The 24496-nt window shown below is 63.4% G+C and carries 27 protein-coding genes; 15 read left to right on the top strand and 12 right to left on the bottom strand.

The window, feature by feature from the left end; translation table 11 throughout:
* Positions 1 to 4: 4 nt before the first annotated feature.
* From nuoN to BM408_RS03130, 4 genes are read left to right on the top strand one after another with little or no spacing between them, the layout of a single operon-like run.
* Positions 5 to 1507, top strand: coding sequence for an NADH-quinone oxidoreductase subunit NuoN (nuoN, locus tag BM408_RS03145; protein WP_092126759.1), 1503 nt, complete (start codon positions 5 to 7; stop codon positions 1505 to 1507).
* A gap of 8 nt (positions 1508 to 1515) precedes the next feature.
* Complete coding sequence (locus BM408_RS03140; RefSeq protein WP_092126757.1) at positions 1516 to 1818, top strand: DUF2818 family protein; 303 nt, start codon at positions 1516 to 1518, stop codon at positions 1816 to 1818.
* Entirely contained in the window at positions 1815 to 2432 is a 618-nt protein-coding gene (locus BM408_RS03135) for an NUDIX domain-containing protein (protein ID WP_092126755.1), read from the top strand. The genes BM408_RS03140 and BM408_RS03135 overlap by 4 nt, the downstream gene beginning before the upstream one ends.
* A gap of 21 nt (positions 2433 to 2453) precedes the next feature.
* Positions 2454 to 2978: a DUF1178 family protein gene (locus BM408_RS03130; protein WP_092126753.1), complete on the top strand. Its 525-nt coding sequence runs from the start codon at positions 2454 to 2456 to the stop codon at positions 2976 to 2978.
* 12 nt (positions 2979 to 2990) lie between these two features.
* Here BM408_RS03130 and BM408_RS03125 read toward each other — a convergent pair whose 3' ends face one another.
* The 3 genes from BM408_RS03125 to BM408_RS03115 all read right to left on the bottom strand — a co-directional run bounded on the left by BM408_RS03125 (position 2991) and on the right by BM408_RS03115 (position 6804).
* Positions 2991 to 3440 (bottom strand): hypothetical protein, encoded by a 450-nt coding sequence (locus tag BM408_RS03125; RefSeq protein ID WP_092126751.1) that lies wholly within the window; start codon positions 3438 to 3440, stop codon positions 2991 to 2993.
* 41 nt (positions 3441 to 3481) lie between these two features.
* Positions 3482 to 4804 (bottom strand): Glu/Leu/Phe/Val family dehydrogenase, encoded by a 1323-nt coding sequence (locus BM408_RS03120; RefSeq protein WP_092126749.1) that lies wholly within the window; start codon positions 4802 to 4804, stop codon positions 3482 to 3484.
* Positions 4805 to 4965: 161 nt separating this feature from the next.
* Positions 4966 to 6804 (bottom strand): ABC transporter transmembrane domain-containing protein, encoded by a 1839-nt coding sequence (locus BM408_RS03115; RefSeq protein ID WP_254774687.1) that lies wholly within the window; start codon positions 6802 to 6804, stop codon positions 4966 to 4968.
* 119 nt (positions 6805 to 6923) lie between these two features.
* On the opposite strand from BM408_RS03115, the gene BM408_RS03110 reads away from it, so the two are divergent.
* The 6 genes from BM408_RS03110 to BM408_RS03085 all read left to right on the top strand — a co-directional run bounded on the left by BM408_RS03110 (position 6924) and on the right by BM408_RS03085 (position 13485).
* Positions 6924 to 7478, top strand: a complete 555-nt coding sequence (locus BM408_RS03110) for a MarR family winged helix-turn-helix transcriptional regulator (protein ID WP_254774686.1) — start codon at positions 6924 to 6926, stop codon at positions 7476 to 7478.
* Between the two features lie 106 nt (positions 7479 to 7584).
* Complete coding sequence (locus tag BM408_RS03105) at positions 7585 to 9126, top strand: efflux transporter outer membrane subunit (protein WP_254774704.1); 1542 nt, start codon at positions 7585 to 7587, stop codon at positions 9124 to 9126.
* Positions 9127 to 9224: 98 nt separating this feature from the next.
* Positions 9225 to 10610: an HlyD/EmrA/EmrK family protein gene (locus tag BM408_RS03100; protein WP_092126745.1), complete on the top strand. Its 1386-nt coding sequence runs from the start codon at positions 9225 to 9227 to the stop codon at positions 10608 to 10610.
* A gap of 103 nt (positions 10611 to 10713) precedes the next feature.
* Complete coding sequence (locus BM408_RS03095; RefSeq protein ID WP_092126743.1) at positions 10714 to 12282, top strand: DHA2 family efflux MFS transporter permease subunit; 1569 nt, start codon at positions 10714 to 10716, stop codon at positions 12280 to 12282.
* A 223-nt stretch (positions 12283 to 12505) separates the two neighbouring features.
* Entirely contained in the window at positions 12506 to 12880 is a 375-nt protein-coding gene (locus BM408_RS03090; protein ID WP_092126741.1) for a VOC family protein, read from the top strand.
* A 128-nt stretch (positions 12881 to 13008) separates the two neighbouring features.
* Complete coding sequence (locus BM408_RS03085) at positions 13009 to 13485, top strand: hypothetical protein (RefSeq protein WP_092126739.1); 477 nt, start codon at positions 13009 to 13011, stop codon at positions 13483 to 13485.
* 215 nt (positions 13486 to 13700) lie between these two features.
* Here the strand turns inward: BM408_RS03085 and BM408_RS03080 are convergent, their stop codons facing one another.
* On the bottom strand, positions 13701 to 14132 hold the full coding sequence (locus tag BM408_RS03080; protein WP_092126737.1) for a PaaI family thioesterase: 432 nt from the start codon (positions 14130 to 14132) through the stop codon (positions 13701 to 13703).
* A 196-nt stretch (positions 14133 to 14328) separates the two neighbouring features.
* Between BM408_RS03080 and BM408_RS03075 the strand changes: the two genes are divergently transcribed.
* Both BM408_RS03075 and BM408_RS03070 read left to right on the top strand, forming a co-directional pair.
* Positions 14329 to 15303 (top strand): Bug family tripartite tricarboxylate transporter substrate binding protein, encoded by a 975-nt coding sequence (locus BM408_RS03075; RefSeq protein WP_092126736.1) that lies wholly within the window; start codon positions 14329 to 14331, stop codon positions 15301 to 15303.
* A 15-nt stretch (positions 15304 to 15318) separates the two neighbouring features.
* Positions 15319 to 16413, top strand: a complete 1095-nt coding sequence (locus BM408_RS03070; protein WP_092126734.1) for an ABC transporter substrate-binding protein — start codon at positions 15319 to 15321, stop codon at positions 16411 to 16413.
* Between the two features lie 8 nt (positions 16414 to 16421).
* On the opposite strand, the gene BM408_RS03065 is transcribed toward BM408_RS03070, so the two are convergent.
* Complete coding sequence (locus BM408_RS03065) at positions 16422 to 17027, bottom strand: hypothetical protein (RefSeq protein ID WP_092126731.1); 606 nt, start codon at positions 17025 to 17027, stop codon at positions 16422 to 16424.
* A 117-nt stretch (positions 17028 to 17144) separates the two neighbouring features.
* The gene (locus BM408_RS03060) at positions 17145 to 18056 is read right to left on the bottom strand and encodes a LysR family transcriptional regulator (protein ID WP_092126729.1); all 912 of its coding nucleotides are present in this window, start codon (positions 18054 to 18056) and stop codon (positions 17145 to 17147) included.
* 188 nt (positions 18057 to 18244) lie between these two features.
* On the opposite strand from BM408_RS03060, the gene BM408_RS03055 reads away from it, so the two are divergent.
* Positions 18245 to 18496, top strand: a complete 252-nt coding sequence (locus BM408_RS03055) for a hypothetical protein (protein WP_092126727.1) — start codon at positions 18245 to 18247, stop codon at positions 18494 to 18496.
* A 39-nt stretch (positions 18497 to 18535) separates the two neighbouring features.
* Here the strand turns inward: BM408_RS03055 and BM408_RS03050 are convergent, their stop codons facing one another.
* From BM408_RS03050 to BM408_RS03040, 3 genes are all read right to left on the bottom strand, one after another.
* Entirely contained in the window at positions 18536 to 19627 is a 1092-nt protein-coding gene (locus tag BM408_RS03050; RefSeq protein ID WP_092126725.1) for a lipocalin-like domain-containing protein, read from the bottom strand.
* Positions 19628 to 19636: 9 nt separating this feature from the next.
* Positions 19637 to 20719, bottom strand: coding sequence for a PLP-dependent cysteine synthase family protein (locus tag BM408_RS03045; protein ID WP_092126723.1), 1083 nt, complete (start codon positions 20717 to 20719; stop codon positions 19637 to 19639).
* Positions 20720 to 20791: 72 nt separating this feature from the next.
* A complete protein-coding gene (locus BM408_RS03040; protein ID WP_092126721.1) occupies positions 20792 to 21019 on the bottom strand; it encodes a DUF1127 domain-containing protein in 228 nt (75 codons plus the stop codon).
* Positions 21020 to 21122: 103 nt separating this feature from the next.
* Between BM408_RS03040 and BM408_RS03035 the strand changes: the two genes are divergently transcribed.
* Positions 21123 to 22016 (top strand): LysR family transcriptional regulator, encoded by an 894-nt coding sequence (locus BM408_RS03035; protein WP_092126719.1) that lies wholly within the window; start codon positions 21123 to 21125, stop codon positions 22014 to 22016.
* A 4-nt stretch (positions 22017 to 22020) separates the two neighbouring features.
* Here BM408_RS03035 and BM408_RS03030 read toward each other — a convergent pair whose 3' ends face one another.
* From BM408_RS03030 to BM408_RS03020, 3 genes are all read right to left on the bottom strand, one after another.
* Positions 22021 to 22278: a hypothetical protein gene (locus tag BM408_RS03030; RefSeq protein ID WP_092126717.1), complete on the bottom strand. Its 258-nt coding sequence runs from the start codon at positions 22276 to 22278 to the stop codon at positions 22021 to 22023.
* 95 nt (positions 22279 to 22373) lie between these two features.
* Positions 22374 to 23045: a glutathione S-transferase family protein gene (locus BM408_RS03025; RefSeq protein WP_092126715.1), complete on the bottom strand. Its 672-nt coding sequence runs from the start codon at positions 23043 to 23045 to the stop codon at positions 22374 to 22376.
* Between the two features lie 11 nt (positions 23046 to 23056).
* Positions 23057 to 23491, bottom strand: coding sequence for a DoxX family protein (locus tag BM408_RS03020; RefSeq protein ID WP_092126713.1), 435 nt, complete (start codon positions 23489 to 23491; stop codon positions 23057 to 23059).
* A gap of 83 nt (positions 23492 to 23574) precedes the next feature.
* On the opposite strand from BM408_RS03020, the gene BM408_RS03015 reads away from it, so the two are divergent.
* Complete coding sequence (locus BM408_RS03015) at positions 23575 to 24486, top strand: LysR family transcriptional regulator (protein ID WP_092126711.1); 912 nt, start codon at positions 23575 to 23577, stop codon at positions 24484 to 24486.
* Positions 24487 to 24496 lie beyond the last annotated feature (10 nt).

The following is a 24496-nucleotide window of genomic DNA, read 5'->3' as shown; positions in this document are numbered from 1 at the left end:
TCAGATGATTGACAAACTATCCTGGATCGCGGTTTACCCCGAAATCGTCCTCCTGACCATGGCCTGCGTGATCGCGCTGGTGGACCTGGGCGTCAAGACGCCCCAGCGCACCCTGACCTATGTGCTCACCTTGCTGACGCTGGCCGTAGTGGCCGCGATGGAAGCTGCTTACGCCGTTGGCGGGCAAACCTTCTACGGTTTCGGCAATATGGTCGTCACTGACCCCATGGGCGGCTGGCTCAAGTGTTTTGCCAGCATCACCCTGATGATCACGCTGGTCTATGGCCGGCCTTACGCGGCAGAGCGCGACATGCTGCGCGGCGGCGAGTTCTTCACGCTCAGCCTGTTTGCGCTGCTGGGCATGTTTGTGATGATCTCGGGCCACAACTTCCTCGTCATCTATATGGGGCTGGAGTTGCTGACGCTGTCCAGCTATGCCCTGGTGGCACTGCGCCGCGACAACGCCACAGCCACCGAAGCCGCCATGAAGTACTTCGTGCTGGGTGCGCTGGCATCGGGTTTCCTGCTGTATGGCCTTTCCATGCTGTACGGCGCAACCGGCTCCCTCGATCTCAACGAAGTGTTCAACGCAATTGCCAGCCGCCAGGTCAAGCATCAGGTGCTGGTTTTTGGTCTGGTGTTCATCGTGGCCGGTTTGGCGTTCAAGCTCGGCGCTGTGCCTTTCCATATGTGGCTGCCTGACGTTTACCAGGGCGCGCCCACAGCGGTGACCCTGTTGATCGGTGGTGCTCCGCAACTCGCTGCATTTGCCATCTGCATCCGCCTGCTGGTGGAGGGCTTGCTGCCGCTGGCGATTGACTGGCAGCAGATGCTGGGTTTGATGGCCATCGGCTCCTTGCTGGTCGGCAATCTTGCCGCTGTCGCCCAATCCAACCTCAAGCGCATGCTGGCGTTCTCGACCATTTCGCAAATGGGTTTCCTGCTGCTCGGCCTGCTGGCTGGCGTGGTAAACGGTAACCAGCTCAACACCGAATCGGCTTACAGCGCAGCCATGTTCTACGCCGTGACCTATGTGTTGACCACCCTGGGCGCTTTCGGCATCATCATGCTGCTGGCACGCGCCGGGCACGAGTCCGAAGAGATCACCGATCTGGCCGGCCTGAACCAGCGCAGCCCGCTGTATGCCGGTGTGATGGCGATCAGCATGTTCTCGCTGGCCGGCTTGCCGCCGCTGGTGGGGTTCTATGCCAAGCTGTCTGTTTTGCAGGCGCTGATTTCGTCGCAGCAAACCAGCTATATCGTGCTGGCCGTTTTTGCCGTGATGATGTCGCTGGTCGGCGCGTTTTATTACCTGCGTGTGGTCAAGGTCATGTACTTTGATGCGCCCCTGGCACACAACGCCCAGCCGGTGTCCGGCCCGACAGATGCCAAAGTGGTGCTGGCGATCAACGGTGCGCTCATCCTGATCCTGGGCATGGTTCCGGGCGGCCTGATGACACTGTGCGCTCAGTCCATCAGCAGCATCGTCAAGTCACTGGGCAGCTGAACTCCTTCATGACGCAAACTGCTTCGGTCTGGCTGGTCGTGCTGCTGGCCTTGCTGGTGGCCAACCTGCCGTTTATCAGCAACCGCCTGTTCGCGGTCTACGCGCTCAAGCAACCCAAAAACCTCGCCGTCCGTGTGGGGGAGATGGTGGTCTGGTACTTTCTTGCGGGGGGGCTGGGCCTTTACCTCGAGCAGCGAACAGGCCAGATCGCACCGCAAGGCTGGGAGTTTTATGCCATCACAAGCGCGCTCTTCATTACCTTTGCGTTCCCCGGTTTCACCTGGCGTTATCTCTTCAAGCACCGCTCATGAAAGTCGCACCCGGCCTTGACGCAAGCGGCAAGCCGGCCGGCGACGCCCACCTTGTGGAGACCAGGCTCGACTCGGTGGAGATACTCAAGGGCCACTTCCTTCACGCCATGCGCGACACCGTCGGCCTGCCCGACGGTACTCAGGCAACGCGCGAATACGTCATCCATCCTGGCGCCGTGATGATCGTTGCCCAGTGCGATGACGGCAGCCTCGTGCTGGAGCGCCAATACCGTTACCCTGTGCAGGCCGTCATGGTCGAGTTCCCGGCGGGCAAGCTTGACCCTGGTGAGGATTCGCTGGCTTGCGCGCAGCGCGAACTGCTCGAGGAAACCGGCTACACCGCACGCGAGTGGGCCCGCGCCGGCGTGTTGCACCCCGTGATTTCCTACTCCACCGAATTCATCGACATCTGGTTTGCCCGCGGGCTGACGCTGGGCTCGCGCAAACTCGATGCGGGTGAGTTCCTCGACGTGTTCACTGCGACGCCCGCCGAGCTGCTGGCCTGGTGCGTCAGCGGCCAGGTGACCGATGCAAAAACACTGACAGGCGCACTGTGGCTGCAAAACGTGCTGTCGGGCGCATGGGCATTGGACTGGCAAGCTGCCGCTTCGTGACGGTGCGGCGATAATCCGCCCATGAAGGTCCTGAATCTCCAATGTTCGCATCAGCATTCGTTTGAAGGCTGGTTTGCGTCTGAAGATGATTTCCAGCAGCAACTGTCGCGCGGGCTGGTCGAGTGCCCCATGTGTGCCGACAAAAGCGTGCAAAAACTCCCCAGTGCGCCGCGGCTCAATCTGGGCGGCCACCAAAGCCCGGATACTTCCGCCTCGACTCTCCAGTCCTCATCACCGGCCGAGCACCCTGCGGGCGCCGAAGGAAACACTGCAACGCGCAATATGCCCGCCGTCGCGGGAATGCCCTCCGGCGCCAGCCGGGCGGAGCAGGCTGCGTTTTTGCAGGCCTTGCGCCATGTGGTGGCCAACACCGAAGATGTGGGCAGCCGGTTTGCAGACGAGGCCCGGCGCATGCATTACGGCGAGCAGGAAGCGCGCAGCATCCGCGGCCAGACCAGCGTGCGCGAAGCCGTCGAACTGATGGAAGAGGGCATTGATGTCATGCCTTTGCCGTTGCCCGCGGCGATCAAGGAAACGCTGCAGTAAAGCGCGGTGCGCTTAGTTTGGCGCAGCCTTTGCCAGGCGCTGCCGCACCATGCGGCTGGCCGTGTAAAGCCCCAGCGGCACGGCAACAAAATGCGGCCAGATGAAGTAGGCCGGTTCATAGCCGACCCAACTGAAGGGGCTCTCACCGACGGCGATGGATTCCATCGTACCGGTCACAACGACATATAGCAGCCAGGGAATGGCGCTGATCGCCACCATTGAGAATGATGTGCTTTTGAGCAGCCTGAAGACAACATTGCCGGCAGCGATCGCGAGCAAGAGCATGGGCAGGTGGCGCACGCCGATCAGCGCGAAAGCCGCCCGCAGGCCTTCTTCTTCGTAACTCTGTACAGTCCAGCGCGCGATGGCCGGGGCGTCCAGCAAGGGGCCTAGCAGCGCCGCGAGCACCGCGACCAGGGCGCCCAGAAAAAGCGCGGCCGCAGGCCTGCGAAAGGCGGCCATCCCATGCCGCCCGCCAGGGCCCACCGGCGCGCCGCCGTCCATCAGGGGTACAGGCCGCGCAACTCGCGCGTATGCAGAATGCGCTTGCAGGCCACGATAAAGGTCGCCGTGCGCAGGCTGACCTTCTGGTCTTGCGCCACATGCCACACGGCAGCAAAAGCGTCTTTCATGATCCTGACCAGGCGCGCATTGATTTCCTCTTCGTCCCAGAAGAAGCTGGAGAAATCCTGCACCCATTCAAAGTAGCTCACCGTCACGCCGCCGGCGTTTGCGATCACGTCCGGCAGCACAAGCACATTGCGGTCGTGCAGGATGTCGTCGGCCGCCGGTGTGGTCGGGCCGTTCGCGCCTTCGATGATCATGCGCGCCTTGATGCGGCCGGCATTGGCTTCAGTGATTTGCTGCTCCAGCGCGGCGGGGATCAGAATGTCGCACTCCACGTCCCAGAACTTGTCATTGGCGATGACTTCCGCCTGTGCAAAGCCGCCCACGCTGCCATTGGCTTCCACGTGCTTGAGCAGCGCCGGCACATCCAGGCCCGCTTCGCGGTAAATCGTGCCGCCATGGTCTTGCACCGCCACCACGCGCGCGCCGGCCTCGGCAAACAGCTTGCCCGCCACGCCGCCCACATTGCCGAAGCCCTGCACAGCTACTCGCGCAGTCGCGATGTCCAGGCCGATATGTTTGGCCGCTTCCACGCCCACGGTATACACGCCGCGGCCGGTGGCTTCGCGCCGGCCCAGCGAGCCGCCCAGGTCCACCGGCTTGCCGGTCACAACGCCGGTCGAGGTGGAACCGGTGTTCATCGAATAGGTGTCCATCATCCACGCCATGATCTGGTCGTTGGTGTTGACGTCAGGCGCGGGGATGTCTTTGTTGGGGCCGATGATGATGCCGATCTCGCTGGTGTAACGGCGCGTCATGCGCTCGAGTTCGCCGCGCGAAAGCTTCTTGGGGTCGACGCGGATGCCGCCCTTGGCGCCGCCGTAGGGCACGTTGACCGCCGCATTCTTGACGGACATCCATGCCGACAGGGCCATCACTTCGGACAGCGTGACGTCCTGGTGAAAACGCACACCGCCCTTGCCGGGGCCGCGTGAGACGTTGTGCTGCACGCGATAGCCTTCAAAGTGCGCCACGGTGCCGTCGTCCATGTGGATGGGCACGTCCACGATCAGCACGCGCTTGGGGCGCTTGAGCGTTTCCGCCCAGCGCGCCAGGCTGCCCAGGTGGGGGATCACGCGGTCTACCTGCTGCAGGTAGTTGCCCCAGGGGCCGAGGTTGTCGGCCTGAAGGTAAGAGGGAAGTGGATGGGAACCGTTGGGGATGGCGGTGGAGCCCGATGAGGCTGCTGCTTTTGACATTGAAAAAACTCCTTGTGGGATTTCTTGCGGTAAAACTGAATGCACGGAGCTTAAAAGCGCGCCTTCAATTAGTCCAAGGCATTGTGAACCAATATCTATGCAAATAATGCATATGCGTGGGCTTGAATTCGGCTACTCAATTTCACCATTCAGTGCAGCCCTCAAACCGTGAACTGCAAGGCCGCCAGCCGCGCATAAACACCACCGCGGTTCACCAGCTCGGTGTGCGTGCCTTGCTCCACCAGCCGGCCATGGTCCAGCACCAGGATGCGGTCAGCCTGCTGCACCGTGGCCAGGCGGTGCGCGATCACCAGCGTCGTGCGGTCGCGCATGGCCGACTCCAGCGCCGCCTGCACCATGCGTTCGCTTTCGGCGTCCAGCGCGCTGGTGGCTTCATCCAGCAGTAGCAAGGGGGAGTTCTTCAGCATGGCCCGCGCAATCGCGATGCGCTGACGTTGCCCGCCCGACAGCCGCACGCCGCGCTCACCCAGAAAGGTGTCGTAGCCTTCGGGCAGCGCGGTGATGAACTCGTCGGCAAAAGCGGCTTTCGCCGCCGCTTTGGTTTCCTCATCTGTCGCGCCGGGCTTGCCGTAGCGGATGTTTTCCAGCGCGCTGGTCGAGAAAATCACGGCGTCTTGCGGCACGATGCCGATGCGCTGGCGCAGGTCCTCCAGCGTCATGTCGGCGGTCCGCACGCCGTCCAGTTCGATGCGGCCTGAGCCGGGGTCGTAAAAGCGCAGCAGCAGCTGGAACACCGTGCTCTTGCCTGCGCCGCTCGGCCCCACGATGGCCACAGTCTCGCCCGGCGCCACGCTCAGGCTGAAGTCGCGCAGCGAGGGCTGCGCCGGCCGTGACGGGTAGTGAAAGGTGACTGCTTCAAATTTGATGGCGCTTCCCCCGCGTATTGCCTGAGCGGGGAGTGGGTTTTGTGGCGAAGTCACGGGCGAGCGCGACTCCAGCAGCTCCATCAGGCGCTCAGTGGCGCCGGCCGCGCGCAGCAGGTCGCCATACACCTCGCCCAGCACCGCCGCGGCGCTGGCCAGGATGATCACGTACACCACCGTCTGCCCCAGGTGGCCGGCCGTGATGTCGCCGCGCATCACCGCTTGCGTGCCCTGGTACAGGCCCCACAGCAACGCCGCCGAGGTCGCGATGATGACGAAGGCCACCAGCGCCGAGCGTGCGCGTGCGCGGCGAACGGCGGTGTTGAAAGCGTTGGTGGTTGACTGGTCGAAGCGCGCCGACTCGCGACCTTCAGCGGTATAGCTTTGCACCACGGGGATGGCATTGAGCACCTCAGCCGCGATGGCGCTGGAGTCGGCCACGCGGTCCTGGCTGGCGCGCGAGAGCTTGCGCACGCGCCGGCCAAACCACACCGAAGGCGCGACGATCAGCAGCAGTGCGCCCAGCACCTGCACCATCAGGTAAGGGTTGGTGTAGACCAGCATGCCCAGCGCGCCCACGCCCATCACCGCATTGCGCAAGCCCATGCTGAGCGACGAGCCCACCACCGTCTGCACCAGCGTTGTGTCGCCCGTCAGGCGTGACAACACCTCGCCGGTTTGTGTGGTCTCAAAAAACTCGGGGCTTTGCCGCACCACATGCCCGTACACCGCATTGCGCAGGTCGGCCGTCACCCGCTCGCCCAGCCAGCTCACCATATAAAAGCGGCCTGCCGAAAAAAGCCCCAGCGCGGCGGCCACGGCAAACAGCTCAAAGAAATGCGTGCGCAGCGCCATCAGTTGCTGGCCCTTGTCGGCCGCACTCAGGCCGCCGTCTATCAGGCTACGCAGGGCCAGCGGAAATATCAGCGTGGCCACCGCGGCCATCACCAGGAAGAACGCGGCCAGCAGGATGCGCCCCCGGTAAGGCCGCAAAAACGGCAACAGGCCCGATAGCGAGCGGGGGGAGCCTTTGGCGCCGGCAGCACCGGAGGGGGCGATTGCAGGGGCGGCGGGGGGAGGTGGTGACGAGGGCGCGGGAGCGGAGGAGGTAGCCATGCCGCGAGTTTAGTCACAAAGCCCGCCAAGCCATTGCCCCAACAAAGGCATCCCAAGCAAAAAAAGCCCAAACAAACACCGCCTTGACATTATTTGTCTAGGCATGTATTATTCGTTCCATGAAGTCCAAAACCGCCAGCCAACCAGTCAGCCCGCAAGCGCCAGCCAGCCCCGAAACCCCTCTTTGCGGGTTGCCGGCGGAGTTTTATTGCGCCTCCGACTACGACGCGGGCCAAAGCACCGGTTACCTGATGCGCCAGATCCTCAACAGCGTTTCGCAGCAAGTCACCCGTGAGCTCGAGCCCAAGGGCCTGACCAACGCGCAGTGGGTGCCCATGCTTAAGCTTTACCTGGGCAAGGCCTCCACCGTGGCTGAACTTGCACGTGAATGCCAGCTCGACGCCGGCTCCATGACGCGCCTGCTCGACCGGCTCGAAGCCAAGGGCTTTTGCCGCCGCCTGCGCTCCAGCGATGACCGCCGCGTGGTCAACCTCGAACTGACGGACGAAGGCCGTGAGGCAGCCAAAGAAATCCCCGCCGTGCTCAGCCGCGTGCAGAACGCCCACCTGGCCGGCTTCTCGGTCGATGAGTGGCAAAGCCTCAAAGGCTACCTGCGCCGCATTCTCGAAACCGCGCACACCCTTCAAGCAGCGAATGAAAAAGATGACAAATAACAGCAATACCCTCTGCACGGCCGGCGCCTCTTCTGGCGCATTTTCTGGTCAAGCTAACCACACAGAGCAGGCGCAGAGCCTGCCCGTGTGGCGCGCCTCTTTCCGCATGGCCCTGGTGGCTGCCGCCAGCGTGGTGGCCGTGGGCATCATGGCGACCGGCCTCACCGGTTGCGCCGATATGTCCGGCATTTCGCCACAGTCCAGCCTGCGCGACGCGCCCTCGCTGGGCCTGAAGGCCCAAGGCACTGAAACCGCCACAGCCCAGGCGCCGGTGGCCGCCGAGTGGTGGCGTGAATTCGGTGACGAGCAACTCAACACCCTGGTCGCCCAGGCCCTGCAAACCAGCCCCACACTCAAGCTCGCACAAGCCCGGCTGGCCCGTGCGCAAGCCGTAACAGAAGTGGCCGACGCCGCTACCTTGCCGCAACTCACCGGCCAGCTTGACGCAACACGCCAGCGTTACACCGCCAACGGCGCGGTGCCGCCGCCCCTGGCTGGTTCTATTCGCGAAAGCGGCACGGCCCAGCTCAATGCCAGCTGGGAGCTGGACTTTTTCGGCAAGAACCGCGCTGCGCTGGATGCCGCATTGGGCAGCGCCAATGCCGCCGAGGCTGACGCCCAAGCTGCGCGCGTGCTGCTGGCCAGCAATGTCGCCCGCACCTATTTCCAGCTCGTTCGCCTGAATGAGCAAACCAACGTGGCACGCCGCACGCTGGCCCAGCGTGAAGAAACGCTCAAGCTGGTGCGTGATCGCGTCGACGCCGGCCTGGACACCCGCCTGGAGTTGCGCCAGAGCGAAGGCGGCCTGCCTGAAGCGCGCCTGCAGCTTGAAACCCTGCAAGAGCAGATGGCGCTCACGCGCAATGCCCTGGGTGCGCTGATCGGCCAGCCCAATGGCGCAGCGAATGTTGTTGTCCAGACGCCACCTGAGCAGTCGGCCATTAAAAACGTAGCAGTCGCCGCCAACATTCCGGCCGATCTGCTGGGCCGCCGCGCCGACATCGCCGCCGCCCGCTGGCGCGTCGAGGCCTCGTCCAAAGACGTGGTCAATGCGAAGACCCAGTTCTATCCCAACATCAACCTCGTCGCTTTCGCCGGTTTCTCCAGCATCGGTCTGGGCCAATTGACGAATTCGGGTAGTCAGCAGTGGGGCATAGGCCCCGCGCTGCGCCTGCCGATTTTTGATGCCGGCCGGCTGCGCGCCAACCTGCGCGGCAAAACCGCCGACCTGGACGCCGCCGTTGAAAGCTACAACGCCGCCGTGATCGACGCGGTGCGCGACGTGGCCGACCAGGTCGCTTCGTCGCAAGCCATTGTTCGCCAGCAGACTGAGCAGCGCGCCGCGCAGGAGGCCGCTGAAAGCGCCTACGAGATCGCCGTGCAGCGCTACAAGGCCGGGCTGGGCAACTACCTCAATGTGCTCACCGCAGAAACCAGCGTGCTGGCCCAGCGCCGGCAGGCCGTGGACCTCGCAGCCCGCGCGCTGGACACGCAAGTCGCGTTGATCCGTGCACTGGGCGGCGGCTACACCGCCACGCAGGCGCAGGCAGCAGCTTCCGTGCCGCCCGCCGCGCCTACAGACGGCGCTATTAAAAAAGTAGCTGACTACGCTAGTCCCGAGCGCGCTGGAGGCACATTTCTTCACTAACTTGTCTACGGGCCGGCCGGTATGGCCACGATGGCCCGGCAGACCGCCAAGACATCACGAACGCATAACGAACATCTAACAAACGGATTGCAAACATCATGACGACACCTGAATCCTCCAGCGCACCCTCCGCCGCCAATGCCGCCGCTCCAGTGCAGCCGCCGGCAGGCAACCCCAAACGCAAGAAGGCCCTCACGGCGCTGGCCGCTGTCGTGGTCGTCGCCGGCCTCGGCTGGTCGGCCTACGAATACCTGGTAGCCAGCCACTACGAGTCCACCGACAACGCCTATGTGCAAGGCAATGTGATCCAGATCACGCCGCAGATCGGCGGCACGGTCATGGCCATCATGGCCGACGACACCGACTTCGTGAAAGCCGGCCAGGCGCTGGTGCAGCTCGACCCGGCCGACGCCAAAGTCGCGCTCGACCAGGCCGAAGCGGCGCTGGCCCAGGCCGTGCGCCAGGTGCGCACGCTCTATGCCAACAACGGCACGCTCGCCGCCCAGATCGCATTGCGCGACGCCGACGTGGTCAAAGCGCAGAGCGACATCGCCCGCGCCAGCGACGACCTGAACCGCCGCCAGTCGCTCACCGGCAACGGCGCCGTATCCAAAGAAGAACTCAACCACGCCCAGACCCAACTGGCCACTGCCAAAAGCGCGCTGGCCGCGGCGCAAGCCGGTGTGGTCGCCGCGCGCGAACAACTCACCAGCAACCAGGCCCTGACCGAAGGCACCAGCATTGAGCAGCACCCCAGCGTGCAGGTTGCCGCCGCCAAGGTGCGTGAGGCCTACCTGGCCACGCAGCGCGCCGGTCTGCTGGCGCCTGTCGATGGCTACGTCGCCAAACGCACGGTGCAGCTCGGCCAGCGCGTCGCTGCCGGCACGCCCATGATGTCCATCATCCCGCTGAATCAGGTGTGGGTGGACGCCAACTTCAAGGAAGTGCAGCTGCGCAATATCCGCATCGGCCAGCCCGTGACTTTGGTGGCTGATTTGTACGGCAAGAAGGTCGAGTACAAGGGCACGGTTGCAGGTTTGGGCGTTGGCACCGGTGCGGCCTTCTCGCTGCTGCCCGCACAAAACGCTACCGGCAACTGGATCAAGGTGGTGCAGCGCGTGCCGGTGCGCATCGTGCTGGACGCCAAGCAGCTCGCCGACAACCCGTTGCGCGTGGGCCTCTCCATGGATGCTGAAGTCGACGTGAGCAACAAAGGCGGCAAGACGCTGGCCGATGCGCCGCGCGACGCGGCCCTGGCGCACACCCAGACCTACGGTGCGCAGGACGATGCCGCCGACAAGGATGTGCAGCGTGTGATTGCCGCCAACACCGGCAAGGCCGTGAAAACGGCCAAGCCTGCCGTCGCCGCCAAACCGGCCCTCCCGCCGGGCGGCGCTGCTTCGCCCGCACAGGCCGGCGCCGAGTCGCAGGCCCTCGCGTTCAGCCACACGCTGTCGCTGGCCGGCAACCGCGCTGCACCGTAAGCCATAACCGCCCGCATCACCCGCATCACCCCTACATCAAGCCCGTGAAACCGCAGCGACTCCCCGCAGCGGTTTCCACCAGCCCTTTATCCGCAAGGCTTTCATGGCTTCCGCACCTGCTTCTGCTTATATCCAACCACCGCCGCTGACGGGCTCGGCGCGCCTGTGGGGCACGCTGGCCCTTTCGGCCGCGACCTTCATGAACGTGCTCGACACCTCGATCGCCAACGTGTCGCTGCCGGCCATCGCCGGCGACCTGGGCGTGAGCCCCAACCAGGGCACCTGGGTCATCACCAGCTTCGGCGTGGCCAATGCGATTGCCGTGCCGCTGACCGGCTGGCTCTCGCAACGCTTCGGCCAGGTGCGCCTCTTCACGGCCAGCGTCATGCTGTTCGTGCTCACGTCATGGCTGTGCGGCCTGGCGCCCAACATGACCACGCTGATCTTTTTGCGCGTGCTGCAGGGCTTGGTCGCCGGGCCCATGATTCCGCTGTCGCAGGCACTGCTGCTTTCCAGCTACCCCAAAGCGCTGGCGGGGGTGGCCATGGCGCTATGGTCCATGACCACACTGGTCGCGCCGGTGATGGGGCCGCTCCTGGGCGGATGGATCACCGACAACATTTCATGGCCTTGGATTTTTTACATCAACATCCCCGTCGGCTTCGGCGCGGCCTTCATCACCTGGAGCATCTTCCGAAAACGTGAAAGCGTCACCAAGAAGCTGCCTATCGATTCCGTGGGCCTGGCGCTGCTGGTGGTCTGGGTCGGCTCGCTGCAGATCATGCTCGACAAGGGGCAGGAGCTGGACTGGTTCCATTCCGGCGAGGTCATCGCGCTGGGCATCATTGCGCTGGTTGGCCTGATCGCCTTCGTGATCTGGGAGCTGACCGAAGAGCACCCGGTGGTTGACCTGACGCTCTTCAAGCGGCGCAACTTCTGGGCCGGCGCGCTGGCGCTGTCCGTCGGCTACGGCCTTTTCTTCGGCAACGTGGTGTTGCTGCCGCTGTGGCTGCAGCAGTACATGGGCTACACCGCCACGCAGGCCGGCATGGTGCTGGCGCCTGTCGGTGCCTTCGCCTTGCTGCTGTCGCCCATCGTCGGCAAAAACATCGCCAAGGTCGACCCGCGCCGCTTCGCCGCCTTCGCCTTTATGGTGTTCGGCCTGGTGCTGTGGATGCGCTCCAACTTCAACACCCAGGCTGATTTCCAGACCATCATGATCCCCACCATCATCCAGGGTGTGGCCATGGCCTTCTTCTTCATCCCGCTGGTCACCATCACGCTGTCGGGCATCTCGCCCGACAAAATCCCGGCCGCCTCGGGTTTGTCCAACTTTGTGCGCATCACTGCCGGCTCCTTCGGCACCTCGATCGCCACCACCGTCTGGCAAGACCGCGCCGCCATGCACCACGCGCAGATCAGCGAATACGTGAACCAGGGCAGCGTAGCCACCAACAGCGCGCTCACAGGCCTGGCCGGCGCGGGCCTCACGCCCGATCAGGCCTTGGGCACCATCAATCGCCTGGTCGACCAGCAGGCCTATATGCTCGCGGCCAATGATGTGTTTTACGTCTCTGCGCTGATCTTTTTGCTGCTGATCCCGCTGGTGTTTTTGACTAAGCACAGCAAAGGCGGGGCGGGCAGTGCGGATGCCGCGGCGGGCGCGCACTGAGGTCGCCCGGTTAGGTCGATTCGGAAAAGGCGCCTTGGGCGCCTTTTCTTTTGCCTTTTATCCGTAGCCGCCTATGCGCGGTCAGGTCGGCCTGAAAATTTCTTATAGATAAAATGCCATTCAACCCAGTAGAGACGGGCGCAAGCAGCTATGAAATTAATAGCGTGGACAGGCGCCCTGTGGCATCAGGCCTCGCGCAAGCCCGCACATACCAGGAGAGCTCATGTTTGACCACGTCAAATTCGGCGTCAGCGACTATGCCGCCAGCAAAGCGTTCTTCCTCAAGGCGCTTGAACCGCTAGGCGTAACCGTCGTTTCGGAAGGCACACCGGCCTACGGTGTCGAGCTCAGCGCAAAAGACAAGACTTCGCTGTGCCTGTTCCAGACCAGCGAGACACCGGCGCATCTTCACCTGGCGTTTGTGGCAGAGCATCGCGAGCAAGTCGACGCCTTCTACCACGCAGCCCTGCAGGCGGGCGGCAAAGACAATGGCCCGCCCGGCCTGCGCCCGAACTACCACGCGAACTACTACGCCGCTTTTGTCATCGGCCCGGACGGGCACAACATTGAGGTGGTTTGCCACAAACCCGGCGCTTGATCCGCTCGCTTGAACCAACCAGGCCCGCACGGTCGTGGCGCCAGGAATCCCGGGGCCCTGCGGCATACACTACGCCAGGTTTCACGAGTCATCGACCATTACACAAAGATTACCCAAAGGAGTTTCCCTTGCGCATCAAGAATCACCTCAGTCTTCTTCTTGTGGCCGGAGCGGCCATTGTTTCGGGCTGCGCCACCACGACCACAACGGCACCATCGGGCCCGGCGCCGCAATCTGCCGCTGCTTCCACGGCGGCCGCCGCAGCCGAGTTGCCCACGCTCAAGGTGAGCCTGGATTGCGGTCCCTGCGTGGTCAAACCGTCGATTCCCTCTCTCATTGCCAGTGGCTACAACGAAGCCGCAGCCAAGGCCGGGCGCAAGGTGACGGCCGCAAAAGAAGCCAGTCTGACGGTCAAGTCGTATGTCGCGCGCGAAGATGCCGCGCGCTTCCTGGCCGGAGCCTTCGCCGGTAAAGACGAGATCAAGGCCATCGTCACCTATCAGGGCAAGACTTATTCCGTTGAAGACTATTACCGCAACGCCTGGCTGGGCATAGACACGCTTGCCAAGAAGATTGGCGAGATGACCTACGCCGAGTTGAAATAAATTCCCGGCCCCGAGCTTAAGCAGCTCCGAAGCCGCCCTTAAGCCGCCATGTCAGACGCCGTTTTTTTGTGCTGCAACTGTCAGGAGACTCCGGCGCGCTGGGGAGGTGACTATGTACTCAAGGCAGGCAGGGAATCCCAAAAACTGACACGCGCAGCGGCAGACGTACTCAAAGAAATCCGGAACGGCAGCCTTGCTGCCTGAGCGTCTTCAGCCTAAGGGTTGAGCGAACCCTCCACCGGCACCAGAATCGCGTTGCCCGTAGCCACCAGCGTTAACTCGCCGTTCTCCTGCTCGGCAAACAACTCCGCATTCGCAAACACCTGCTTGCGCCCGGCCTTCACCACACGCCCGCGTGCCACAAAGCTGTGGCCCACCGCCGGCGACAGGCAGTTCACTGAAAAGTGCGATGCCAGCACGCGGCCTGCCACGGTGGCGGCGGCGTAACCACAGGCCGTGTCCAGCATCGCACCAATCATTCCGGCGTGCAGGTAGCCCGCGTACTGACCCATGTCGTCTTTGCGCCAGTCCATGCGCAGCTCGGACTCGCCGGCTGCGGCGTGCGTGACCTTGAAACCCGCCCACCGGTTGAACGATGCGCTGTGGTTGACGGCTTGCAGGGTGCTCAGAAGTTGTTGTTCGGCCATGAATGGAAATATAGGACGGGGCGGGGCGGCGCGCTGTAGCGTGGGCGACAAGGCGGGCGACAGGCCTGGTGGAGGCGAGGCAGGGGTAGTTCAAAGGCAGTAGTTGGAAAACGGATAAGTACATCCGGACTTCTTCCTTCCGGTTTGGGGCGGGGCTTCCTATAGTTCGCTTCCCCGCCCTCAGGAAGTCCGTCCCATGAAGCTCTTTCGTACAGCCTTGGCGTTTGCTGCATTGATAGGCGCCGCCGTGCCGGTCGCCTCGGTGGCGGCTGATGCCTTCCCCTCCAAACCCCTGCAAATCGTGGTGTCGGCCGCACCCGGCGGCAGCCCGGACATCCTGGCCCGCATCGTCGGCCAGGCCTTGAGCCAGCGCCTGGGCCAGCCCGTCAGCATCGACAACAAGCCGGGCGGCGCGGGGAATATCGCCGCCAACTATGTGGCCCGCTCGGCGCCGGACGGCTACACGATTTTTGTCGCCGCTGACGGCCTGTCGATCAACCAGACGCTGTTCAACAACCTGCCGTTTGACGCGCGCACCAGCTTTGCGCCCATCGTGCATGCGATCTCTTCGCCACAAGTGTTTGCCGTGAATGCCGACGTGCCGGCGCGCAGCGTGCAGGACTTTCTCAAGCTGGCCAGGGCCGAGCCTGACAAATACGCGCTGGCGTCTCCCACCATCGGCACCACCGGCCAGCTGGGTGTGCTGCTGCTGCAAAACCAGGCCAACATCAAGATCAAACCCGTGGTCTACCGCAGCGCGCAACCCGCGCTGACTGACGTGCTGGGCAAGCATGCCGACGGCATCATCGTCACCATCGCCCCGGCGCTGCCCTTCATCAAGGAAGGCAAGTTGCGTGCGCTGGGCGTGTCGACCGCCACACGTTCAGCCTCACTGCCTGATGTTCCAACGTTCGCCGAGCAGGGCCTGCCCAACTTCAAGTTCGATTCCTGGCAGGGTTTCGTCGCGCCCGCTGGCACGCCCAAGCCGGTGCTGGACCGCCTGAACCGTGAGATCAACGCCGTGCTCAAAGACCCCGAAGTCAGGGCCAAGCTGCTGGCGCAGGCCTTTGACCCGGTGGGCGGCACGCCCGAGGCCTTTGGCAAGGTGATCGTGGACTCGATCGGCAGCTGGGAAAAAGTGATTCGCGCCAACGACATCCGTGTCGACTGAACAAGGAAAGCCTTTATGAGCATCACACCATTTTCCAAACCGCTTGACCAGCTCTGGTACACACGCTGCCCGGTCCCGACGGCTTCCGGTATTGCCATCCACCACGGCTGGATCAACCAGGAGTTCGCCAAGGACGGCATCACCGTGTCGTCCCTGCGCGCCTCGGCAGAGCGCAGCGTGCGCGAGTCGCACTTCGACCATCGCCAGGCCAACTCTTTCCGCCAGGGCGGTAATGCGCCACCGATCTGGTCGCGCTCGCAAGGACAGGATGTGGTGGTCGTCGGGCTGACCTGGCTGCCGCAGTACCAGTCCATCCTCGCGCTGCCCGGCTCGGGCATTCAGACGCTGCGCGACCTCAAAGGCAAGCGCCTGGCATTGCCACGCCGCGTGAACGAGAAGATTGATTTCTGGCGGGCCTCTGCGCTGCAGGGCTATCTGCAGGCGCTGGCGCTTGAAGGGCTCACCGAGGCCGACGTCACGCTGGTTGACCTGCCTGTGGACGAGCCCTACATCGGCAATGTGTCGCCATCAGGCTCCGGTCCGCTGTTTGACGCGCACCAGTTTGCCAAGTCGGCGCGGGCCGAAACTTTTGCGCTGATACGCGGCGAAGTCGATGCGATCTACCACTACGGCGCGGCTGGGCCCGCACTGCAAACTTTCCTCGGTGCCCATGTCGTGCTGGACATCAATCACCACGCCGACCAGAAAGTGGCCATCAACAACGGCACGCCTAATGTGTTGACGGTCAGCGGTGAGTTGTTGCGCAAGCACCCCGCCATCGTGGCGCGTTACCTGGCGCAGGTGCTGCGCGCGGCGCGCTGGGCCAAGGCGCACCGGCAGGAGACCGCCGCGATTGTGGCGCGTGAAGTGTCGGTGGCCGAAGAATGGGTGCCCGAAGCTTTTGATGAATCGCTCTACGGCAACCTGGAGCCCAGCTTGCGGCCGGAGCTTGTCAGCGCGCTGGAGGTTCGCAAGGACTTTTTGCTGCGGCACGGTTTTATTCAGAACGATTTTTCTGTGGCGGACTGGATTGACCACGGGCCCTTGGCCGAAGCGCACAAGCTGCTCGGGCAAGAGGCTGCCAATCCTGACACGGCCAAGGCCGCCTGACCTTCGGGTCAGCCGCCCATCAGCGCGGTATAGGCTTTACGCGTTTCAGGCGGCACGGCCGCCAGCAGTTGCTCATAAGACGTCTTGTGCCGCACCAGCACCCGTGCCGACGCGACTGTTTTGGATTTGCAAAACCAGTGGCAGCTGTGCTGCATCAAAAACAGCTCGGCTGACATGGTGAAGGCCTTGGTTTTGAGGGAATGGCCGGCCTTGTTTTCGGCAGCGTTGAGGATGCCCTGTGCATGAATGGCCAGGGCTTTGCGCATGTCGAAGGTGAGGGCCGGGAGCAGCCTGTCGGCATAAGGAAAAGAAATCGGCAGCCTGCTCACGCGCACGTCGGCTTCATCCGATTTGGCAAACGCGGCGACAAAGCTGGTGAACTGCCCGCACAGCTTGAGCTCTGAGCCGGCCAGCTGGTTCCAGATCTGGTCGCGGCGCTCCGCGTCGTTTTCACCCAGCGCCCGCAGGTAGCCCTCGGTCAGGGTCTCCATGAGTTTTTCAATCTGGTACTGGCCGAGGTGGCCGCCCAGCAGGGCGATCCGCCTGCGCTCGTCTTTGTTTTTGAGGAGAAAAGTGCCGACGGCGACAAAGGTCACCAGAATAAAAAAATCCATCGCTGCTTTTAGGGGATGTGGGGGAGAGGGCTAAGGGAACTGAAAGGGCTGGAGACGCCGGAGAGGCTGTGCAATCCCCAAGTGTAGTCATCCCGGCAGGGCCATCTTGAGCCTGCATTACGGCGAGCTTGGTGTACTCCTGCGCTGTGTTTTCGGCGGTTTGGCCGCCCGCGGCCTGCCGCTGGTGCTGCCTGCCGCGGCTTGCCGCAGGCCCGCGAGCGCAGGCTCCAGCACCTTCATGTCGGCATTGCCCGAATAAACGGCGTAGGCCGGGTACAGGAATTCCGGTTTGCCCGGCACACGAAAGAGCCGGCCTTCCTTGATGTGCGGGCGCACCACGTTCTGCCGGAAGTAACCGGCGCCGCCCACAGCCAGCAAATACTCCAGCCCAAGCGGCCCCAGGCTGGAGGACACCCCCACGCTGGAAAGCTCCGGAAACGCCAGGCTGTGCTGCGCCGAGAATTCGCGCCCCCAGTCCACGTACACATAGTCGGCGGGTTTGGGCGTTTCAAGGCCGGGGGAGGTGGTGACCAGCACCAGCTTCTCTTCGATCAGCAGTTCGATCCGCAGGCCCGGGCGCTGCCGGGGCGCATAGGCAATGACGATGTCCAGCGTGCCGTGGGCCACGCGCTCCAGCAGGTCGTCGGCCACGCCGACTTCAGTCCGCAGCGCCAGGTCGGGCGCGTTTTTGCGCATCCAGAACAGCCAGTCCAGCATCAGCGGCTGCCAGAGGCTGATCTCGCAGCCCACCGTCACCAGCGCGCGGCGACCGGGTGGCACGGCCATCTGGTGCCTGGCCCTTTCCCAGACCTGTACCAATGTCATCGCATGCCGCACGAACTGCTCGCCGGCAGGCGTGAGTGACGCGCCGGCCTTGTTCCTGACGAACAGCGTGCGTCCCAGCAACTCCTCCAGCGTTTTCACGCGGGCGCTGACGGCGGTCTGGGTGACGTGCAGCCTTTCCGCTGCCTGGACAAAGCTGTGGCAGGACACGATCTCGAGAAAGGTGCGGGCGAGGTTGATATCCATGGCTTGTCTCCCGGTGTGGCTGTTTTTGTCCGGTTTTTGTCTGAATAGAGGCGTTTCTCTATATGCAGTTTTATTGCATTGAAACGCAATATTAGTCGTTTTACTTTTATACTGGTTAACCCTACATTCTCGTCATGACCTCTGTTTTGGCAACCGTTGCCGCTCACGTCACTTCGAAAGGAAATTTCATGACCCGCACCGCATTTTTCACAGAGCCTGCTCCCGCCAACGCCTCTCTGGGTGGCCGTTCGCTGCAAGGCTCTGCCTCTTCTTCGTCTTTCCTGCGCAAGGTGCTGGGCGCTGCCCAGTTCCTGCTGCCGGGCGCGCCTTACGGCGTTGAAGCCAAGTCGGCAGCCGACCAGCCTTACCCATGGTTGCCAGCACATATCCGTCGCAATATGAGCGCGCGCAGCCAGCGCCTGATCCGCGCCGACTACTGATCCCCCGCCAAGGGCGCTGCGCCGCATCTGCGGCCGGCGCTACATCCTCAAGCGCTGGGCGTAGCCCGTCATTTCGAGGTAGCCCATTCCCACGTGCTTGCCGTTGCTGTCGATCAGCTCGCTCAGGCCTTCCCAGTAAATCGCTCCCGTCGACTGGCGGCTGTCCAGCTCCTGGTTGTCGATGACGGCGCGCACGGTATAAAAATCAGCCGGTGTGCGCACAATCCATTCCACCGGATAAGAGGCCTGCGTCAGTGGGCTCTTCCATCGGCGCACCGGCTTGAAGATCACTTCGCCCCGGCTGAAGGTATAGAGCCCGCCCTGCGGCGAGCGGAAAGATCCCCCGTCCCAAAGCGCATTGCCCTCCTTGTCACGCAGCCTGAAGGCAGTCAGGGCGCTGCCGTCCAGCAGGTTCATGCCAATCCAGTCCCAGCCCAGGGCATCGGGGTGCAGGATTTCTTCACTCCATTCGTGGTCCAGCCAGGCTTTGCCGCTCACAGTGAAGGTCTGGCCTTTGACTTGCAGGCTGCCGCGCGTGGCCAGCTGCGGCTGGCTGTAGTAATAGCTCGCCTGTTTTTCGTCAGGACCTTTACGCGACAGGCCCTTGTTGCCTTGCAGCAGCACGGCTTGCGTTTCCTCAAATTGCAGTTTGATCGCGAAGTCACTGGCCGGCAGCTCTGCCGTGTAAGTCCTTCCTTCGGCTTTGAGCGACCAGTCGCGCAGCTTCAAGGCCATGTCCTGCTCTCCGGCAGCCGCCAGGCCAAAACCATCACGCGCTATGCGCTGGTCATGCCAGAGCTTTTTACCCTGCACGTCGGTGATGGCGGCGTGCGCAAAGAGCAGTTGTTTGGCCGCGAACTTCGACGTCATGCCTTGCGTGGCATCCACCCGCGAGCGGAAGAAGGTCAGCTGAAAGCCAAACACGCGCTCGCCGGCATCTTTGGCCGTTGCCTGCCCCGTGATGTACCACCACTCGGTGCGAAAGCCGGGGTGAGCACCTCGGTCGCGTGGAAACACCAGCGCCTTGGCGGGCAGTGCATGAGCCGGGGCTCCCCATCCGGCCAGAGTGGCCGCGCCACCCAGCAGCAACTGGCGCCGTAACAAGCTCGCAGGCAGCGGGGGGCCTTGCATGCTGCTTCTTCAGGCCGCCGGCGCGGGCCGCATCAGGCGTGCTACCTGTTCACAGGCCGCAGTGCAATCGCCCATTTTTTCAGCCACCCATTCGGCGTTGTGGTACGTGGGCAGGTAACGCTCACCCGAATCGCACAGCAGCGAGAGGATGGAGCCCTGCTCGCCACGCTCCAGCATCTCATGCGCCAGCGTCAGCATGCCCACCAGGTTGGTGCCGGTCGAAGGCCCAACGCGGCGGCCCAGAAGGCGGGAGAGCTCCTGCATGGCGGCCACAGAGGCGACATCGGCGACTTCGACCATTCGGTCTATCACCGTGCGGATAAAGCTGGCCTCCACGCGCGGGCGGCCTATGCCCTCGATGCGCGAGCCCACGCCGGTCAGGTTGGCGTCACCCGTGCGGTGGTACGCGCCGAAGACCGAGCCGGCCGGGTCGGCCACACACAGCTGGCTGTTGTGGCGCTGGTAGCGCACGTAACGCCCTATGGTGGCGCTGGTGCCGCCCGTGCCCGCGCCCACCACGATCCAGCGCGGCACCGGGTGACGCTCGCGCGCCATCTGGCTGAACATGCTTTCGGCGATGTTGTTGTTGCCGCGCCAGTCGGTGGCGCGCTCGGCATAGGTGAACTGGTCCATGTAGTGGCCGCCGGTTTCCAGGGCCAGCTTGCGCGCGCTGTCATACACCTGCGCGGCGCTATCTACCCAGTGGCAGCGTCCGCCGTAAAACTCGATCTGCGCCACTTTCTCGGGCGAGGTGCTGCGCGGCATCACCGCGATAAAGGGCAGGCCCAGCAGCCGCGCAAAGTAGGCTTCACTCACCGCGGTGGAGCCGCTGGAGGCCTCGACGATGGTGGAGGCCTGGTGGATCAGCCCATTGCACAGCGCGTACAGAAAGAGCGAGCGCGCCAGCCGGTGCTTGAGGCTGCCGGTGGGGTGGGTGGATTCGTCCTTGAGATAGAAGTCGATGCCGCGCGCCGCAAATTCCGGCAGGGGCAGGGGAATCAGGTGGGTGTCGGCGCTGCGCTGGTAATCAGCCTCGATGCGGGCGATGGCGGCGCTAAGCCAGGGGCTGCTGGAAGTCTGTAGGGAGGTCATCGCCCGATTCTCGCAGCAAGACCTGCTGATGCAAAACGGGTGCTGCCGGCCTGGCAGGCTGGTGCGCCCGCCTTAATACCGCTTCCAGCGATCCTGGCCGGGCGAGTCCATCACGCCAGGAATCTCGCCGCGGCCTATGCCAAGGTCATTGAGCTGGTGGTCGCTCATCAGCCGCAGCTCGTTCAGGTCCCGTTGCCTTCGCATGCTTTTGTGCAGGGCGGCCAGAAGCCGCTGTCCCAGCTCCCGGGCTGGAAAGCCGGGCAGGGTAAGCGGAATGATCCTCATCGTTCTCGTCAGCATCTCGTACTCCTTGTGGGAAGTGCCCTATGGTGCTGAAAATCATGCTATTGTGGAAGTTGAGATTTCTGATTAAAAGTATCAGGATTACTGATATTGAGGTTTTATGCGCGAACTGAACCTGGACCAACTGAGGACGCTGGTCACCATCACCGACCTGGGCACCTTCTCTGCCGCGGCGCAGGGCCTGCACCTGGCCCAGCCCACCGTCAGCCTGCATGTGAGCGAGCTGGAAAGCCGCCTGGGCACGCCGCTGGTGGTGCGCGGCGGCCGGCGTGTGGAGCCCACACCGGCAGGCGCCATGCTGGTCGAACGCGCCCGCCGCCTGCTGCGCGACGCCGACGACGCGGTGGACGCCGTCAAACGCCATGTCGAGGGCCGCACAGGCCGCGTGCGCCTGGGCACCACCACCGGCGTGCTGGTGTACTTTTTGCCGCAGGTGCTCAAGGCCATGGAAGAAATCCACCCCGACATCGATGTCGAGGTCAGCATCCTGGGCTCAGCCGACACCATGCAGCGGCTGCTGGACGGCACGCTGGATGTCGGCCTTGTCGCCACACCGCCGCCCGCGCAGCGCGGCATGGTGATCACGCACTGGCGCAGCGACCCGATGATGGCCTTTGTGCCCAAACGCTGGAAGGCGCCCAAACACGCCACGCCCGCGTGGCTGGCCTCAAGGCCGCTGATCTTCAACGAAACCCCCACCCACATGTACCGCATGACCATGGCCTGGTTTGCCGATGCGGGTTTCACGCCACGCGCCCGCATTGAGCTCAACTACTCTGAAGCCATCAAGAGCCTGGTGGCTGCCGGTTACGGTGCTGCGGTGTTGCCGAGAGAGCAGTCGATAGAAGAGTCCAACGTGCGGCACGACGTGCAACTGGTGCCGCTCAAACCCGCGTTGACTCGTCATACGGCCATGGTGCACCGGCCGCTGGATGCCCTGGACGGCGCGACCCGCAATCTGCTCAAGACGCTGGCTACGTTTCGTCAGGCCTGAAAAGTCAGCGCAAGAACGCCCAGGCTAGCCACGCGGCGGCAGCGAGCCCAACAACCCCGTTTCCTTGCTTGCAGAGTTTCTTGCCTTCGTCGGAGAATTGGCTGAAATCAAACGACCAAAGGTAAATGGTCAGCAATAGACGCTCTCCCGGCGATTTGGCGCGCTCCGTGTCCATCAAATGCGCACCGGCAGAAATTCCTAATACGAAATAGTAAAAACCCAGCAGAGTCCCGAGGACTGCCAGTGCGTCAATCGCTCTCATTCGTGTCCTGGATTTGGATAGCTAAAAGGAAAATGAACGGCTGCGGCAGCGTCCGCTTCTGGCCGAAAGCCGTCATCCGCTTTATAGCATCAGGTTTATCTTTCATGCCCTGTGATGCGACGCGAGAGCTCAGAGCCCCGGGCGAGGAAGAAGCTGCACAGCTCCGCGGCATAGCCACTGCCCACAGCCTGTTGCACTGACGGGCGTACAGCGAGTGCGGCGCGCCAGGCGCGAACCTTCGGCAGCTCGTCAAAGAACCCCGTTCCACCAGCGCTCTCCAGCACGTCGAAGTAACGAAACACCGGGCCGAATACGGCGTCGACTACGCTGAACGACGCACCGGAGAAATAGGGGCCTTGCTCAGGCAACACGGCTTCGAGCTGGGCAAACCGGCGCTGAATATCGCCGCGGTGCCGCGCGAATGCCGCCGCATCGGGTGCGTTGTAAAACGCGGCGATGGTGCTCAGCACGCCAGAGCCAAATTCCATCCACCCACGGTGTTGCGCGCGCTTCAAGGCATCCGCCGGATGCAGGCGCGGCAGCAGCGTGTCGTCCAGGTATTCGCAGATCACGGCGGATTCAAAAATCGCGTCGTTGTCCACCATCAACACCGGCGTTTTGCCCAGGGGTGACACGGTCTTGAACCAATCGGGCTTGTGGGCCAGGTCGACATAACGCCGTTCGAACGCGACTTCTTTTTCGGCCAGCACGATGGCGGCGCGCTGTACATAGGGGCACAGGGTGTGGCTGATCAGGGTCAGTTGCATGATGGTTCCCTTCAAGCCGGAGCGAACATGCGGCTGCGGCGCAGGGCCAGTTTGCCGTCGCCCAGCAGCCAGTGCGCAATCGTTGCCGCCAGCAGGAACACCGGGTATTCCCAGCCGCCTTTGGGGTTGGTAAACACCCAGCCATTGGGCAGGTGCACCCAGGCCGCCACCAGAAGAATGGGCGCCAGCAGCAGCGAAACCTGGCGGCCGTAAAAGCCCAGCAACAGGGCGGCTCCGCCGGCCAGCTCCATCGCCACTACGGGGTAGACCATAAAGCCGGGCAGGCCGACTGAGCCGAAGAACTGCGCCGTCCCGGGCAGTGTGTAGACCACGATCTTGAGCAGTGCGTGGGTGACCCACATGAGGCCCAGGCTGATGCGCAGCAAGGTGGCGCCCCAGTCTTGTGCGGTGGTGGCGTCAAGGGATTGAGATGTCGATGTGTTCATAAAAAGCCTCGCAATAAAAGGGTGAAAAAGTTGAAAGAGGCCGCCACTGTACGATTGCAAAAAATCAATGTAAATTGGCAAAAATGAAAACACCGATTGCATCACCGCAATACGACCTGACGGCGTATGACCTGCAAACCCTGCTGGCATTGGTGCGCGGCGCCACGCTGGCTGAGGCCGCGCGCCGGCTGGAGGCAGATGCCTCCACCGTGTTCCGCTCGGTGCAGCGCATTGAGAAAAGCCTGGGCCAGCGCCTGTTTGAGCGCTCCCGCCTGGGCTACCTGCCGACCGAGCCCATGCTGGCCCTGGTGCCGCATGCCGAACGCATAGAGGCCGAGCTGGAGGCCGCACGTGCCAGCGCCCAGCGTCCGCACGAGGGCGTGTCGGGCCGGGTGCGGCTGACGACGACCGATGCCGTGCTGCGCGGGCTGGTGCTGCCTTCGCTCAAACCCTTGCTGGCGCAGCACCCTTTGCTGCAACTCGATATGCGAACGGGCAATGAACTCGCCAGCCTCAGCCGGCGTGATGCCGACCTGGCCTTGCGCGCCACGCGCAAGCCGCCCGATCACCTGGTCGGGCGAAAGCTGGGCACTGTGCGTTTTGTGGTGTGTGCATCAAAGGCCCTGGCCAAGACGGTGACTTCAAAAAAAGCGGCCTCGATGATGGAGGGGCTGGGCGGCCTCGACTGGATAGCGCCCGACGAATCGCTGCCCGAGCACCCGTCTGTGCTGTGGCGGCGCAAGCAGTTTCCCAAACTCACGCCGCGCCATCACGCGGACGGCATTGTGGCGGTGACGGATGCGATCAAGGCGGGGCTGGGGGTGGGCATCGTGCCCGTCTTCATGCTGGAGAGCGAGCCGGCGCTGGTGCCGCTGGGCGGCACGCTGGCGGACTGCGAGTCAGACCTGTGGCTGCTGGCGCATGCCGAGTCGCGCCACCTGCGAAGAATCGCGGCGGTGTACGACCACTTTGCTGCCAGCATCCGGCTGAGCTGAATGCAAGTGT

Origin of the sequence: Polaromonas sp. YR568 (assembly GCF_900116715.1) — a bacterium.
Classification (GTDB): Bacteria; Pseudomonadota; Gammaproteobacteria; order Burkholderiales; family Burkholderiaceae_C; genus Polaromonas.
The sequence above is the reverse complement of the archived record's forward strand: the minus strand, read 5'-3'. Positions and strand labels throughout refer to the sequence as shown.